A 14,081-nucleotide genomic window follows, 5' to 3' on the forward strand; every position below is an offset into this window, starting at 1 on the left:
ACTCAGTATTTAGGAACTTTATGAAAGCTATGGACTAATCTATAGCTTTTTGTTTATAATAAATACATATAAATATAGTTCATACGTATAGTTGTTGCTTGACAGTGCTACTTATAAAATGTATAATATTTATATATAACAAATATACGTATACATATTAAATGTATTTATAAGGAGGAGTTATGGAAATAGTATCATTTTCAGCAATCAAAGGCGGAGTTGGTAAAACTACTTTAGCATTTAACTTTGGCGAATGGTTAGCTAATACTGGAAAAAATGTCCTTTTCATTGATTTAGACCATCAATGCAATTTATCTCAAATTTATGATATCTATGATAATGAGGGAACAGTAGGAAACATATTTAAAGACCTAGGTAAAGTAAAAATTCATTCAGTGTCAGAAAACGTTTCTCTCATTGCAGGAGATATGCGCTTAGATGATATTGAAAGAGATGTTGAGAATAAAACGAACAAAAACATGTTACTATACTTATGGCTTTCAGATAATTATGAACGCTTAAATCTAGAACAGTTTGATTATATCATTCTTGATACTCATCCAGATTTTTCTACTGCTACAAAAAATGCTTTAATAATTAGTAATTCAATTATCAGCCCTCTAACTCCAAGTGAGCATGGATATAATGCAAAATTTAATTTGGAAGAAAGAATCAAAGATTTGAAAGACGAAGCAATTGACTATTCGACAAGAGAGTCATACTTTACTGCAAATTTATATTATGTTGCTAATATGGTTAAGCACAATACTAAATCTTCTAGGGAACTCTTGGAAGCAATTAAAGATGAAAATAATATTTTAGCTATTATACCGGAAAAAGAAATTTTTAATAGAACTACTTTGGATAAGAAATCAGTTTCTGCATTTGAGTCGGATCATAAAATTTACACGAAGCATAAAAAATTCTTTGATGAAATATCGGATAGCTTTAATAAAATTTCAACAACAATATAGCGACAATGTATTTATCATTCATAAATAATAAATATACGTATAAACATACATCGTATTTTGTAAATGACATATAACGTGTGTTTATATTTGATGCTTACGATTATAATTATAGAATATATTAGTTAAATAAAGGAGATATAATGGCTTTTGATCCCAAAAATAAAAAAATACAACAAGCACTACGTGAACCAGAAAATAAAAAAGTGAATGAAAGTGAGGAGAAAGTTTCTCTTCCTAGTTATAAAGAAAAAGAAGAAAAAACTCAAAATTATACATTCAGTTTGCAGCCGAGTGTAAGAAAAAAACTCACTGCAATTTCTAAAGAACAAGGTTTTCCATCTGCATCGAGCTTCATTAATGAATTGATTAAAGGACTTTAATGTGAAATCCGCAAATGAATAGGAGAAAATATGGATTTAAAAGAAACTACTGAAAATGATTTAAAAAGACAATCTGAACACAAAGTAAAAATTAATAATCGAAGCTTTAAATGGGCTAGTTTTAATTATTATGTTGTATTGTTAGATACAGAGAACAGTAATTCTAATAATACTAAATATAACGTTGGAGATAGTATAATTTTAGAAGATTATTCAGGACATACTTCAGAAAAGATGAAGATAAAAGATATTATCCGTAATGCTGATGATTATGTTGGTCAATACTCATGGTATGATGCATTTTATATGATGTCTGAAGTAAGGAGAGTAGAGGAAGAACAAAAAATTGAGGATATACTAAACCATGGCTACGCAATAATTATATTTTAGTTAAAAAAGGGAAATAAAAAATTTCTCTTTTTTTTAATAAATTTTATGGTTTGTTTGCAGTATAAGTTTTAAATAATATTGATATATTCAATATTATCCCTTGCAAAATAAGGTTTTAAAGTATATAATATTGATAAAATCGATAAAAGGGTTGCGTGGAGGAAACATAAAATGAGAAATTATAAAGACTGGTTAAAGGCTCACCCTGAAGAAGCATTGCCTAAGAAAGATCATTGGAGAATGGAAATTTTTGAGACAGAGCCAATCACTTTGAAACAAGATGAATTTTTCATTAATTTTTGGGCATCAGACGATGAGAGCGCAGTAAATAAAGACCTTTATGAAAAATATGATAAACGGAACTGTTGGTATCATGGATTGATTACTGATTGGAGTTCCGATAAATTGTGTTTATATTTTGCATATCTATGTGAAGATGGACGTATTTTAGAAATTATTGAACAAACACAACGGTATAAAAATAAAAAAGGAGTTGAAGAATATCACTATTTTGGCTATGATATGCGTATTACAGCAGCACCGTATCAACAAAATGTGGATTCCATCCGTATACCGTTTGGACTATTTCCAGACCGAGAGATGCCTAAACTCATTAATAGTATGTTAGAGGGTTATTTTCAATTTAATAAGTGTTTGCCTAAGCGTCAAAACATCAACAAAGATTTGGTTGTCCAAGGGCGTTACGAATCTGAAGAGTTCATCTTTGATATAGCAAATTGTTGTGGAGGTCCTGGAATATCTTGCTATGACAAAAAAACTGGTGAACAAATCTATCATTCTAACGGTAGCGGAAGAAGTTGGGAACCATTTGGTAATGCTTACCGAGAAGGTAAAATGTTAGAATTTTTGATGAAAGAAAAAAAGCAAATGGACAATTTGGTTGAAAGAATTAAAAGAGGAGAATTTCAATCTGAACAACCCCAGGACTGGAAAGAAAATATTTCCGATTCAACAAATTAAATTTCACACAAGGAAGCGTCAAAATGTTCTAAACCATTGACAAGGATATAGAATATGTTATAATTTATTTAGCGAAGTGAATAGCGCTAAAAGTAAAAAGCATGAAAACAAAAAAACGAGGACGGCTATCCTCGTTTTTTCTTTTGTTAGCAGCGACAACTAACTCAGGCCAGATGGCACTTTTCCAAACTATCATTTTCGCTTGTCTAGCCAACAAGAAATGAGCTTAACAGCTACACCAGAAATAATCGGTGCAATGATAGTTGTGAATAGGACTAAAAGTATACTTTGCATGAAAACACCTCCTCCCGTTTCAGTCTAGGATTCGGCAAGTGCCAGTAAATATTATAACATAGTGTTGCCCTATCGTGTGAGAGAACAAAGAAGACAACAAGGTATGCTACAATGTCTTACTTTCACTTTCTGCTATAATGGGATTTATAAAAGGTCAAATAAGTTGAGCATTGAGTTCAGTCAAAAGAATGTGAGGTGGAGTGAATGCTAAAAGATGAGTATTTTGTGTTCACTGGAACACTGACAACGATGACGAGAAAACAAGCACAATCTATTGTTACTGGATTAAAAGGACATAACCAAAGCAGCGTGACTAAGAAAACCACACGACTCGTCACAGGTTATTTTCCGATTGATCTAATAAAAGGCTATCATCCATCACAGAAGCTGCTAGAAGCAGCAGAAGCTGTCCAATCAGGGCAACAAATAAGAATAATGTCTGAGAAAGATTTTATTGAATTTATAGCTCAAACTTTTCAACTTCTTTCAAAAGGCTTATAGATTATTTTGTAATAACGATAGAACAGTATTCTCTATATTTTAGAGAGTGCTGTTTTTTATAAACTGTAAATTTTAAGTCTACTTATAATTTATTTTGATAAATGGTACAATAGCGGTAAAAACATGAGTAAATTTTACATGTAAATTTACTCATGTTTAAAAAAAAGAATTTTTATGGCAAATATTGGATATATTCGAGTATCTTCACAAGACCAAAATTTAGACCGACAATTAGAAATGATGTCCGAACAAAACATCGATAAACTTTTTCAAGAAAAAGTCAGCGGAAAAGATACGCAGCGCCCAGAGTTTCAAAAATTGTTGAAGTATATACGTGAAGGTGACCAAGTCATCGTCACCTCTCTTGATCGATTAGGTCGTGATTATGAGGATATAAAAAACACAGTTGCCTTTATGAAGCAGAAAAATGTCGACTTAAAAATATTAGATGCACAGTTTTTAGATTTTAACACAGGAAGTGAACTTCTCGACAATGCCATGTTTGATATGTTTTTATCTCTTCTAAGTTGCATCGCACAGAATGAACGTGAGAAAATATGAGAACGGCAACGTCAAGGTGTACTCTTATCGAAACAAGCAGGCCGATACAAGGGACGACCAACAGAATACTCCTTAGACTCACCAGAGCCTCAAAAAAAGCTAGTTTATATAACTGTAGTGAAAATGTTAAAAAAGGGAATTCCAGTAGCAAAAATAGCCAAAAAAATGGTCTTTCTCGTCCCACTGTTTATAAAATAAAAAAATCCATTAAAAAATATACTGAAGCTTCTTTTGAGGAAGACTTAGAAGAACAAGTAGAGGTTAATCTTAGAGATTACGACACCCTCTAAAAATTGGAAAATAATAAATAGATGATTATGATATAATGTACTTAAAATAGAGAATATAGGAGAAATCAACATGACAAACAAAAAAGAACTTGTAGCTGCAATGGCAACTAAATCAGGCTTAACACAAAAAAATAGTGAGCTTGCACTTAATGCAATGGTTGAAAGTATCACTGAGTTTTTATCAAAAAAAGACAATGTTCAACTTATTGGATTTGGGACTTTTGAAACACGAGAACGTGCAGCACGTGAAGGTCGTAACCCACAAACAGGGAAGAAAATCAAAATCAAAGCAACAACTGCCCCAGCATTTAAAGCAGGTAAGGCTTTGAAAGACGCTGTGAAATAGGATATTACTTTTGACAAATCTCTAGCTTTTGATATAATAAAGGTAAAGAAAAAGAGCTTGCGCAAACAAGCTCCATAGAGACCGTTTAAGACGGTTGACAAGTAACTTATCTAAAAATAGAATCGCACTCGGTCAAAAGTTAGCGGTTCTATTTTTTTATGTTCTTTACAATCACAATAATGAGATTGAGCAACATAACAATGAAACTTGCGAACGTAATCATCAATGTTAAGCTGTCTGAAACACTCAAAAACGTTGCCTTTCTAGTTTGATAGGGTAAATCCTATTTTCAATAGGCCTCACCCCTCTTTCTATACTTAGCCAACCGCTATTAAACTTTCTCTACTCTAGATTATATCAAAAAAGTGATCAACAAGCCATTTACGGCCTGTTGATCACTTTTGGTTTCCTTGTTTAGTTGTGATAGAGTTTGGGGTTAAATTTAATCGTGTCAATATGATACTTTTGACAATAAGCCGCAATTTGAGTGTCATTATCCAGCTTGACTGTCGTTGCTTGTCCTTGATGATCACACAAGACTATATTGCCTATATACAAGCTGAAGTATCCCTTTATGTCAGTTTCAATCAATTCATTTTTAGATGAAAGTTTACGAGAACTCCATTCATAAAAGGGGTCATTCTCTACCGAATACTTCAACCAGATTGTCCATAATGCGAGAGGCAAGATAACAACTGTTCCCATTGGAAGCCAAATGCTACAAATCAGAAAACCATAAATACACCAAAGGACTGTGTTAAGAGCCGCCATGGTTTGAGTATCATAAGAAATCCCTTTTAGAGCTTCACGATCACGTCGATTAGCATAAGTTGTCATAGCTTGGGGACCCCATGAACAAAAAACTTTAGAGGATAACCCTTATGCATGACTTTGCTATAATCAGGGAATTTTTGGTTCTGTTGCAAAGATTCCCATAAGCCCTATTCTATTGTAAAATGGAGAAAAAATATTAGTGAGGATTGGTAGATGAATCATTTCAAAGGTAAACAATTCCAAAAAAGATGTGATAATTGTGGCCGTGGGCTATTATCTTCGTTACAATTTGAGCTATCGTGAAGTCCAAGAACTGCTTTATGACCGTGGAATAAATGTTTGTCACACAACTATTTATCGTTGGGTTCAAGAATACAGTAAAGTACTCTATCATCTCTGGAAAAAGAAAAATAGATAGTCCTTCTATTCGTGGAAAATGGACGAAACTTATATTAAAATCAAAGGGCGTTGGCATTATCTTTATCGAGCTATTGATGCGGATGGATTGACTTTAGATATCTGATTACGAAAGAAACGCGATACTCAAGCTGCTTATGCGTTCTTGAAACGACTACACAAACAGTTTGGTCAACCAAGAGTAATAGAATAGTCACGGATAAAGCGCCCTCTATTGGTTCTGCATTTAGAAGGTTACAGAGAAACGGTTTATACACCAAAACAGACCATCGAACCGTGAAATATCTGAACAATCTAATAGAACAAAACCATCGACCTATTAAACGACGCAATAAATTTTATCGAAAACTCCGTACTGCCTCAACCACGATTAAGGGTATGGAAATCATTCGAGGAATATGCAAAAAGAACCGAAGAAATGGAACGCTCTTCGGCTTTTCGGTTTCTAATGAAATCAAAATATTAATGGGAATACCAGCTTAAAGTGACGGTTGGGCAGAGATAGTGTTGTTGAATTTAAAACTTCGCAACAGAACCGCTTGACATACCTGTTCTAGCAATGTAAAATTAAGTCATCAAAAATAAAGGAGTGCTCATGGGAACATAAAGAATTAGTTCAGATAAAATAGTGGCACAAAGCGCTGTCTCTAAGCTGACAAGCCTCGTAGGAGAAGGAATTCAAAATGAAAACATCGAATTTTCAGTTAGTACATTACCTTGTATGAAAACACATTCGGATTCTGAAAATAAAAGTTAAAAATATGTTTTGACAAAGGATAATCAAAGTGAATAAACTCAAAAATTTATCAAAAAGTAGAATAAGCTCATTAATGGGAGCATTGCTCCTATCTTTTGTATTTACTGCCTCATTATTAAAAATGACGTATCTTCTGTATTTCCTATATTCCCCTGAACAAAAACTAGCTATGCTTATAATTGTCATTATTCATATTACTTTAGGTTGGATCATCTTTTTTAAAATTGATGCCAGCCCCAAAAAAGGATGGGCGATTTTTTCTCTAGTTTACGGCATTTTTATTTTATTAGCTGGTCTAGGTGCAACATTATCAAATCCTTTAAACGGAATAATTCGAATTATTTCAGGAATAGCTTTAATAGCAGCCTTTGTTTTTAAAACTTCGCAACAGAACCGTATTAGTCAATAAGAGCACCTCCTGAATACGTAACGCTTTGACGTTTGATTGATAAAATAATTGTATCAAGAGTGTGTTCTTTTTTCTTAACTTAATGACATTGGAGTATACTTTGGTGGCTTTTGTTATATGCTGAAAAAAACTGAATCTATTATTGTCCAATTAACTTGGGCAAATTAGAGTAAATAATTTACAAATTAAACTAAAATATATATACTTTAAATAAAGCTAGTTAGAAGAGGATAATTATGGAAAACAGAGTTTATTATGGAGAGTATACTTTAAAACATTGGATTGATTTGATACTAAAAAAGAATATCGTTCTTCCAGAATATCAAAGATTTTTTGTATGGAAAGAGGATGATACCAGAAAATTGATAGAAACTTTTAAGAATAAAGGATTTGTTCCATCAATTATCATTGGTTCAATTGATATTGATGGTAATAGTAAAAATATCATTCTGGATGGACAACAAAGACTCACAAGTATTTTTTTGGCTTACTTGGGGCTATTTCCTGATAGGGATAAATTTAAACTGAAGAAGAAATTAGAAAAATTTGCAGAAGAAAACGATTTCGAAGAAGAAAACGAGTATTATGAAGATGTAATTAACTGGAGATTTGATAGACTGTTAGAATACGGTTCAACTAAAGCAAAAATTTTAGAAGAAACAAGTTCTATATCTGAATATAAAAAAATAGATTTAAATTTACTTGAAAAAATTTTTTCAGAAACTTACCTAGGATTTTCTTATATTGTTCCTAAAATAGAAGATTCCAATGATAAAAAAAAGGAACAGCAAAAATTTTATTCAACTGTTTTTAGACACATAAATAGTCAAGGGATAAATCTATTGCCACAAGAAAGTAGAGAAGCCCTTTACTATCTTAATGATGATTTAAAAGAATATTTTAATCCAAATTTTTGCAAAAATATTACTACTCCTTCTGGGAAACTTGATTTCACTAGATATCTATCACTCTTATCACAATTTAATGAAGATCCTGGAAATGTTAACAAAATAGCGTATGGTTACGCCAGAAATATGGAAAGTTACTATGAGGACTACATCAACAAATTTGTAGAAAATCCTGTAGAAATCCAAATAGCTAATGTTGCTTTAGTGAAAGAAAAAATTAAAAAATTAAAATTTGATAGTAAATATGATTCAATAATAGACATGGATATCTATTTTTTTGGACTGATATATCATGTTATTTTCTTTGGTAAAGAAATAGACTTCGAAAAAAGAGATGAATTAAAAACAGAACTTAAAAATAAAATAGAAGAGTATAAGTATCTAGATAATAAGAAGATCAATTATCAAAGAAGAAATCCAAACGCCTTAAAATATTTGCGAACACGCATAGGTGATTCAATTACTATTTATGAGAGGTTTGTGAAATGAGTAAACATCTGGAATTCATTAAAAAGCCAATTACTGATATTATAGATGAAGCGATTTCATCATGCTCTGGAATTAATGATGGGATTGAAACTTTCCCATTAGGTGACTATGTTATGCATTCCCTATTTTTGAAAATGACAGGTTTTCAAGAGCAAAAAATGAAATGTATCGCATGGGACATGGCTACAGAAGATTTTGAATATAGAAGAAAACTGTTATATGGTTCGAATTATGGGGAGTACTCAGATTATAAATCTAAAAAGGATATCTATTCTAATTTAATCAAACTTATTCAAAAACTTGATAAAGGTTTAAATATACAGGGGGCATATAGAACTCAGCTATTAAAAGAATCTGAAAATTTTGTAACCGAAACGTTTAAAGGTACAGTTCTTTCAAGGATGAAACAAAAAGAATTTGATTTTTTTTGTAATTTCATCAAAACCCCCAATAATAAGTTATTCGATATCAAACAAATTTGCCCAGATGATAAAAATATCGGTGCTTTTAATCATATTTTCCAGAGCGAGTTAAGAGATTTTTATACAGATAGTTTATATAAGCAAAGAAATAGACTAGCTCACAATACATTGTCATACCAGAACAACCTGCCTACTTTAAACCTACTATTAGAAGAAAATTATGACCAAGACAATTATTTTGTATGGTTTACTGTATTAATTATTATAGATAAAATATTTATTGATCTCTTTAGTACTTACTTAGATTTGTTAGATAGCGCAGTATATTGAAATTTTTATTTCCCGTTGCAAAGTTTGAAAAGTAATCAAAAAGAGCTCATAACTTAATAGTTATAGCTATAACTATAACGAAAATACCGAGGAGAACTGAATCTCTTCGGTATTTTATTATGATAAAAAAGATTTGTCAATAAAAGATTTGTTTTATTGATTTATAATACGTATCCAATACTATTATACAGTATATCTTTATAAATTTCATTATACACATGAATAAAATATAAAGTGAAAAGAATATCCTTAAAAGTTGACTATAATGGGAAATTTCCACTTTTATGTTTAGATAAAACAAATCTTTTATTGAAAAAAGGAGAAAGTATGAAAAAGAATGTACATTTATTTAGTCTAGCTCTCTTATTGTTTACCTACTTGGTTGTTCCTGTAACAGGAATTGCCCAAACGCAAGAAATCATAAATCCAAGTAGTATTCAATCGACAGCACAAACGTCATCTATATCCGACGAACAGACTAAAGAACAAGCTACAGAGGATGTTGTAAAAGCGTCTGACGAGAGTCAATCTACACCTCAAACTACAGAGACGGACAAAGGAAGTCAGTTAAATTTTAACGAGGCACAGCCAAGAGCTCCTAGTGTTAAAGCTACATCTGTGCAGGCAAGCATAGATGTCACGAATCCAATAAAATCTCAAGAAAAGGTCACAGCAACAATTACTATCCAAGGTTCTCAAGGTGCCATGACTCCTGGAAGTACATTAATAGTAGATATTCCCCAAAGTGTTGTAGATTCTGCAGGACTAGATTTATCTGCAGCACAACTTCAAGGATTTGATGGACCTGTTCTCCAAGTAGTTGATGGGAAATATCAACTTATTTATACTAAAAATAGTGTAGAAGTAGCTGGGGGGCAACAAGCGACGATAATTTGGAAAGCACCATTGTGGCAAAATAATGATAACCCAGGTACTGTTGAATCAGAGCTTACTTATACGGACAGCTTACACCCCGAAAATAATACTAGTGATAGTGCTCAGTCAGACACACAAGCAGGAAATAAGCCAACCTTGCCTTCGTTAGCAAAATGGACTTTGATGAGTAATATTGATTTTCCTAATTATGAAACCGTTGCTCTAATGAATCCAAATAGCGGAACTTCAAATGTTTATGACTTGCCTGTAAACTACACACAAGAGAATCTTTCTTCAGCAATAGTTACTGATACATTACCTGAAGATACACATTTTGAATACCCAGGACGTAGTATTCAAAATGATTTAAGTGCTATGGGGAATGTTAGAATTCTTAAAGTATTATCTAGAAATGCTGAGGGTTGGCCGTCTTCTTTTGAAAATGTTTCCAATTTATTCAGCTCCTCCATCTCTATATCTGGTCGGGAACTTATAGTAGACTTTGGGGAGAGCATGAAAAATGGAGATTCCTATGTCATAGAGTATGCAGTACAAGCAGATAAAGGTCAAAGTCCAACAATATATGGAGTACGTGATAATAAGGCAACTTTAGGTTATAAAAAGACCACGGGAGAAGAAGGTACTAAAAATACTCATCATTATCAAGCAATAGATGAAAATACAAATGGTGCTTTTACTTTTGAAAAAAAAGTTACTCAAACGGAGTATCTTACCGGATCTAAATACTTAGATTATACAATTACTTTAACTAATGAGAAAGACTTTGATTTGCCAGCAGGTTCACGTATTGAGGATCCTTTAATTTCTGGTTTAACTTATGACTCTACAGGAAATGATTCTATAAACATTAATACTAGTCCTTTAGTCAACGGTAACAATGTTACTTGGGCAACAAGTAAAAAATTAGAGACCGGTGAAAGTGCTGTTATAAAGTTTAGAGTTAAGGTAGATGAAGCAGTATTTAAAAATGGTGATAATATAGATAATACTGCGGTTTTACATCGTGATGGTGTGAGAGATATTTCGACTAATACTTCTTCAGTTTATGTTTATAATGGAAGAATAAAAATATTGAAAACAGATCTTGACACGGGAAATGCTCTCGCAGGTGCTGAGTTTGATATTTTAGATACAAACGGTAATGTTATTGAGCATGTTTTAACTGACAACAATGGAATTTCGATGTCAAATACTTTATCAGAGGGAAGTTATATAATTAGAGAGACCAAAGCACCAGAAGGATATATCTTGTCTAACAAAGAATATCCTGTGGTTCTTGACTATAAAAACAGTCAAGAAGGTGTAGCTACAATTAATATAACAAATGAGAAAGAAAGTTCAATAACTTTTTCTGGCACAAAAACGTGGGATGACAATAATAACCAAGATGGCCTTCGTCCAGATTCAATAAATGTCAATTTACTAGCTAATAGTAAAGTTGTCGCGACTAAAAAAGTAACGGCTGAAGATAATTGGAAATACTCATTTACCAATCTTCCTAAGTACGAAGATGGAAAAGAGATTGTTTATACAATTACTGAAGACAGTGTTCCCTCTTATACTACAGAGATCAATGATTTTGACATTACGAATCATTACACACCAGAACAAACCAGCGTAACTGTAACGAAGCGTTGGGACGATAACAACAACCAAGATGGCCTTCGTCCAGACTCAATTCAAGTACAACTTTATGCTAATGGTGAGAAAATGGGAGATCTAATTAATTTAAGTAAGGATTCTAAATGGACCTATACTTGGAAAGGTCTTTCTAAAAAAGTAGAAGGTAAGGACATTGTTTACACTGTTAAGGAAATTACAAAAGTCAATGGGTATGAAACAACCATAGATGATAGTAATAAGGGGAATATTATTATTACTAATAAACACAACGTAACCCCTAAACCAGATAACAATAAGCCAAGTCACAAAGAGGATACTCCTAAGACAGAACCTTCTTCATCAACTCACGATGCATTACCTGAAACTGGTGAAAATGAAAGAATGACAGTGATGAGTATTGGAGTCGGTCTTATACTCCTAATGGTTGCTCTTATTGCTTCTATTTTCCGTTTCAAAAACTCTAAAAAATGATAATGAGTCAGATACCAGATGTATCACTATATATAAAGGAAAAGGAATATGAAAAAAATAATAGTTGGAAGTACATTGTTGTTTGGAAGTTTAATATTAGTAGGATGTTCCAATAATAGTTCTATTGCTTCTGTAAAATTGAATTCTGAAAACTATATTATTCAAGAGGATGAAAAAAATAGTGAAAATGAAGGAATACTTGCTTTAAATATCAGTGTTGAAAATACAAGTAAACAGAGTATCGATTCCGTGAGTTGGGATGACTTTACACTTTATGATAAAAAGGGAAATCAGATTTCCGTTGATGATGATGTTTATGATCAAAATGATACTTTTGAACTGATGAGAGCGTCTAGCTTAAATCCAAGCAAAGAGAAATCAGGTTATCTTACCTTTAAAGTAGATAAAGGTGAGAAGTATGAGCTTCATTATAAACCTAGAAGTTCCAAGGATTCAAAGAAAACAAAAGAAATAATTACTGAAGTTGATACTTCGAAAGCTAAAGATACCTCTTCTGAGACAAAAGAGGCGGTTGAAAGTTATGTTAACCAGGTATTTCTAAATACAACTGACGATACAAAATCTCAGAATTCTCAAACAGAAAAAAACAAAGAGGATAACTTAGCTCTTGATGTAAATAAAGCTAAAGAAGCTTTTAATGATAAATTTTCTAAGCTTTTTGTAGCTGATCTTCAAAGTTCAGGAGCAACTTATCAACCCACAGTAGCTGAGACAAGTAAGATTATTTCAGCAGTAAAAACAACTAATGCAACCAAAGGGAAGGTGGATTATAAGGTTGTTGAATCATTCCCAGACTCAGCAATCGTATCTATTAAACCAGAAGTGGTTAGTTTCAATACCATTGATATGTCAAGTATCCTTGAAGATAACATGGATAAAATTGACGATTCAGATTATGATAAAGCAATCAATGCTGCAGCTAAAATTTTAGTTGAAAAATTACCTTCAGAGATTGGAAGTTCAAAAATTGAATCCCCTAATGATATGGATACGGATGGTTATAAAGTAGCTTTACATAAGACTAAAGAAGGAAAATGGTCCTTCGATAATAGTGATAGTTCAAAAAATTATGATTATACAGAGTTAATGTCAGCATTTATGGCTGGGGAATACGAGTAAACATTGTTTTCCGTTTCAAATTCAAAAGATTTAAAACAATAAATAAGAATTAGATTTAAATAGAAACAGCTCATAACTTAACAGTTTTGAGCTCTTTTTGTGTATACTATAAATAAAGAGATTTTAACGGCTCATAACTAAGGGTTATAAATAGAGGAGAAATTATGAAATTTGGATACGCTCGAGTGAGTACAACAGATCAAAAATTAGAAAGTCAAATTGAAAATTTAAAAGCTGCAGGAGCAGAAAAAATTTATCAAGAAAAATTTTCTGGAACAACAACAGAGCGACCAGAATTTCAAAAATTACTTAATCAACTCCAAAAAGACGATATGCTTATTGTGACAAAGTTGGACCGATTTGCAAGAAATACTCGTGAAGCATTAGAAATCATTCAGCATTTGTTCCAAAATGAGATAAAAGTACATATCTTAAATATGGGGATCATTGATAACACCCCAACAGGTCAGCTTATATTTACTATTTTTAGTGCATTTGCACAATTTGAACGAGATATGATCGTAAATCGAACAAGTGAGGGGAAAAAGTATGCCAAGGACAATGATCCAGCATTCAAAGAAGGACGTCCTCAAAAGTTTACTGAAGAACAAATTGATTTTGCTTTTGAACTGAAGAAGCAGGGGATGACTTATAAAATGATCGAACGAAAAACGGGTATTAGCATTGCCACTCAAAAAAGAAGATTTAAAAGTAAAAACCTCTAAGC

The 14,081-nt window shown here is 32.1% G+C and carries 15 protein-coding genes and 2 pseudogenes; 14 read left to right on the top strand and 3 right to left on the bottom strand.

All coding sequences use genetic code 11. The annotated features are described in order from the left end of the window. Positions 1-182 precede the first annotated feature (182 nt). The 4 genes from BZZ03_RS10475 to BZZ03_RS10490 all read left to right on the top strand — a co-directional run bounded on the left by BZZ03_RS10475 (position 183) and on the right by BZZ03_RS10490 (position 2,725). Positions 183-974 carry a ParA family protein gene (locus BZZ03_RS10475; protein ID WP_086583247.1) on the top strand — a complete coding sequence of 264 codons (792 nt, stop codon included), beginning with the start codon at positions 183-185 and terminating at the stop codon, positions 972-974. A 140-nt stretch (positions 975-1,114) separates the two neighbouring features. Then, the gene (locus BZZ03_RS10480; RefSeq protein WP_086583248.1) at positions 1,115-1,354 is read left to right on the top strand and encodes a hypothetical protein; all 240 of its coding nucleotides are present in this window, start codon (positions 1,115-1,117) and stop codon (positions 1,352-1,354) included. A 30-nt stretch (positions 1,355-1,384) separates the two neighbouring features. Beyond that, positions 1,385-1,744, top strand: a complete 360-nt coding sequence (locus tag BZZ03_RS10485) for a hypothetical protein (protein WP_086583249.1) — start codon at positions 1,385-1,387, stop codon at positions 1,742-1,744. Positions 1,745-1,915: 171 nt separating this feature from the next. Beyond that, positions 1,916-2,725, top strand: a complete 810-nt coding sequence (locus BZZ03_RS10490; RefSeq protein ID WP_086583250.1) for a hypothetical protein — start codon at positions 1,916-1,918, stop codon at positions 2,723-2,725. A 192-nt stretch (positions 2,726-2,917) separates the two neighbouring features. Here BZZ03_RS10490 and BZZ03_RS11920 read toward each other — a convergent pair whose 3' ends face one another. Beyond that, on the bottom strand, positions 2,918-3,019 hold the full coding sequence (locus BZZ03_RS11920) for a type I toxin-antitoxin system Fst family toxin (RefSeq protein ID WP_233128980.1): 102 nt from the start codon (positions 3,017-3,019) through the stop codon (positions 2,918-2,920). 204 nt (positions 3,020-3,223) lie between these two features. On the opposite strand from BZZ03_RS11920, the gene BZZ03_RS10495 reads away from it, so the two are divergent. From BZZ03_RS10495 to BZZ03_RS10505, 3 genes and pseudogenes are all read left to right on the top strand, one after another. After that, a complete protein-coding gene (locus BZZ03_RS10495; RefSeq protein WP_086583251.1) occupies positions 3,224-3,520 on the top strand; it encodes a BRCT domain-containing protein in 297 nt (98 codons plus the stop codon). A 174-nt stretch (positions 3,521-3,694) separates the two neighbouring features. Next, a pseudogene (locus tag BZZ03_RS10500) lies at positions 3,695-4,371 on the top strand (recombinase family protein). Positions 4,372-4,441: 70 nt separating this feature from the next. Next, positions 4,442-4,717 carry an HU family DNA-binding protein gene (locus BZZ03_RS10505; protein ID WP_042219848.1) on the top strand — a complete coding sequence of 92 codons (276 nt, stop codon included), beginning with the start codon at positions 4,442-4,444 and terminating at the stop codon, positions 4,715-4,717. Positions 4,718-4,865: 148 nt separating this feature from the next. Here BZZ03_RS10505 and BZZ03_RS12425 read toward each other — a convergent pair whose 3' ends face one another. Together BZZ03_RS12425 and BZZ03_RS10515 are read right to left on the bottom strand one after the other, a co-directional pair. Beyond that, the gene (locus BZZ03_RS12425; protein ID WP_086583252.1) at positions 4,866-4,967 is read right to left on the bottom strand and encodes a putative holin-like toxin; all 102 of its coding nucleotides are present in this window, start codon (positions 4,965-4,967) and stop codon (positions 4,866-4,868) included. 164 nt (positions 4,968-5,131) lie between these two features. Beyond that, complete coding sequence (locus BZZ03_RS10515) at positions 5,132-5,554, bottom strand: hypothetical protein (RefSeq protein ID WP_086583253.1); 423 nt, start codon at positions 5,552-5,554, stop codon at positions 5,132-5,134. Positions 5,555-5,704: 150 nt separating this feature from the next. Between BZZ03_RS10515 and BZZ03_RS10520 the strand changes: the two are divergent. The 7 genes and pseudogenes from BZZ03_RS10520 to BZZ03_RS10550 all read left to right on the top strand — a co-directional run bounded on the left by BZZ03_RS10520 (position 5,705) and on the right by BZZ03_RS10550 (position 14,079). Beyond that, a pseudogene (locus tag BZZ03_RS10520) lies at positions 5,705-6,391 on the top strand (IS6 family transposase). Between the two features lie 302 nt (positions 6,392-6,693). Further along, positions 6,694-7,074, top strand: coding sequence for a hypothetical protein (locus tag BZZ03_RS10525; protein WP_086583254.1), 381 nt, complete (start codon positions 6,694-6,696; stop codon positions 7,072-7,074). 236 nt (positions 7,075-7,310) lie between these two features. Then, positions 7,311-8,471, top strand: coding sequence for a DUF262 domain-containing protein (locus tag BZZ03_RS10530; RefSeq protein ID WP_086583255.1), 1,161 nt, complete (start codon positions 7,311-7,313; stop codon positions 8,469-8,471). After that, positions 8,468-9,223, top strand: coding sequence for a hypothetical protein (locus BZZ03_RS10535; protein ID WP_086583256.1), 756 nt, complete (start codon positions 8,468-8,470; stop codon positions 9,221-9,223). The genes BZZ03_RS10530 and BZZ03_RS10535 overlap by 4 nt, the downstream gene beginning before the upstream one ends. A 327-nt stretch (positions 9,224-9,550) precedes the next feature. Further along, positions 9,551-12,214, top strand: a complete 2,664-nt coding sequence (locus BZZ03_RS12300; RefSeq protein ID WP_233128981.1) for a Cna B-type domain-containing protein — start codon at positions 9,551-9,553, stop codon at positions 12,212-12,214. Positions 12,215-12,262: 48 nt separating this feature from the next. After that, positions 12,263-13,354, top strand: a complete 1,092-nt coding sequence (locus BZZ03_RS10545; RefSeq protein WP_086583257.1) for a hypothetical protein — start codon at positions 12,263-12,265, stop codon at positions 13,352-13,354. A 164-nt stretch (positions 13,355-13,518) separates the two neighbouring features. After that, complete coding sequence (locus BZZ03_RS10550; protein ID WP_086583258.1) at positions 13,519-14,079, top strand: recombinase family protein; 561 nt, start codon at positions 13,519-13,521, stop codon at positions 14,077-14,079. Positions 14,080-14,081: the final 2 nt, after the last annotated feature.

This window comes from Lactococcus petauri, assembly GCF_002154895.1.
Taxonomy (GTDB): Bacteria; Bacillota; Bacilli; order Lactobacillales; family Streptococcaceae; genus Lactococcus; species Lactococcus petauri.

Coding starts and splice junctions, on each gene's coding strand:
- BZZ03_RS10475 (WP_086583247.1), top strand. CDS start 183: ATGGAAATAGTATCATTTTCAGCAATCAAAGGCGGAGTTGGTAAAACT.
- BZZ03_RS10480 (WP_086583248.1), top strand. CDS start 1,115: ATGGCTTTTGATCCCAAAAATAAAAAAATACAACAAGCACTACGTGAA.
- BZZ03_RS10485 (WP_086583249.1), top strand. CDS start 1,385: ATGGATTTAAAAGAAACTACTGAAAATGATTTAAAAAGACAATCTGAA.
- BZZ03_RS10490 (WP_086583250.1), top strand. CDS start 1,916: ATGAGAAATTATAAAGACTGGTTAAAGGCTCACCCTGAAGAAGCATTG.
- BZZ03_RS11920 (WP_233128980.1), bottom strand. CDS start 3,019: ATGCAAAGTATACTTTTAGTCCTATTCACAACTATCATTGCACCGATT.
- BZZ03_RS10495 (WP_086583251.1), top strand. CDS start 3,224: ATGCTAAAAGATGAGTATTTTGTGTTCACTGGAACACTGACAACGATG.
- BZZ03_RS10505 (WP_042219848.1), top strand. CDS start 4,442: ATGACAAACAAAAAAGAACTTGTAGCTGCAATGGCAACTAAATCAGGC.
- BZZ03_RS10515 (WP_086583253.1), bottom strand. CDS start 5,554: ATGACAACTTATGCTAATCGACGTGATCGTGAAGCTCTAAAAGGGATT.
- BZZ03_RS10530 (WP_086583255.1), top strand. CDS start 7,311: ATGGAAAACAGAGTTTATTATGGAGAGTATACTTTAAAACATTGGATT.
- BZZ03_RS10535 (WP_086583256.1), top strand. CDS start 8,468: ATGAGTAAACATCTGGAATTCATTAAAAAGCCAATTACTGATATTATA.
- BZZ03_RS12300 (WP_233128981.1), top strand. CDS start 9,551: ATGAAAAAGAATGTACATTTATTTAGTCTAGCTCTCTTATTGTTTACC.
- BZZ03_RS10545 (WP_086583257.1), top strand. CDS start 12,263: ATGAAAAAAATAATAGTTGGAAGTACATTGTTGTTTGGAAGTTTAATA.
- BZZ03_RS10550 (WP_086583258.1), top strand. CDS start 13,519: ATGAAATTTGGATACGCTCGAGTGAGTACAACAGATCAAAAATTAGAA.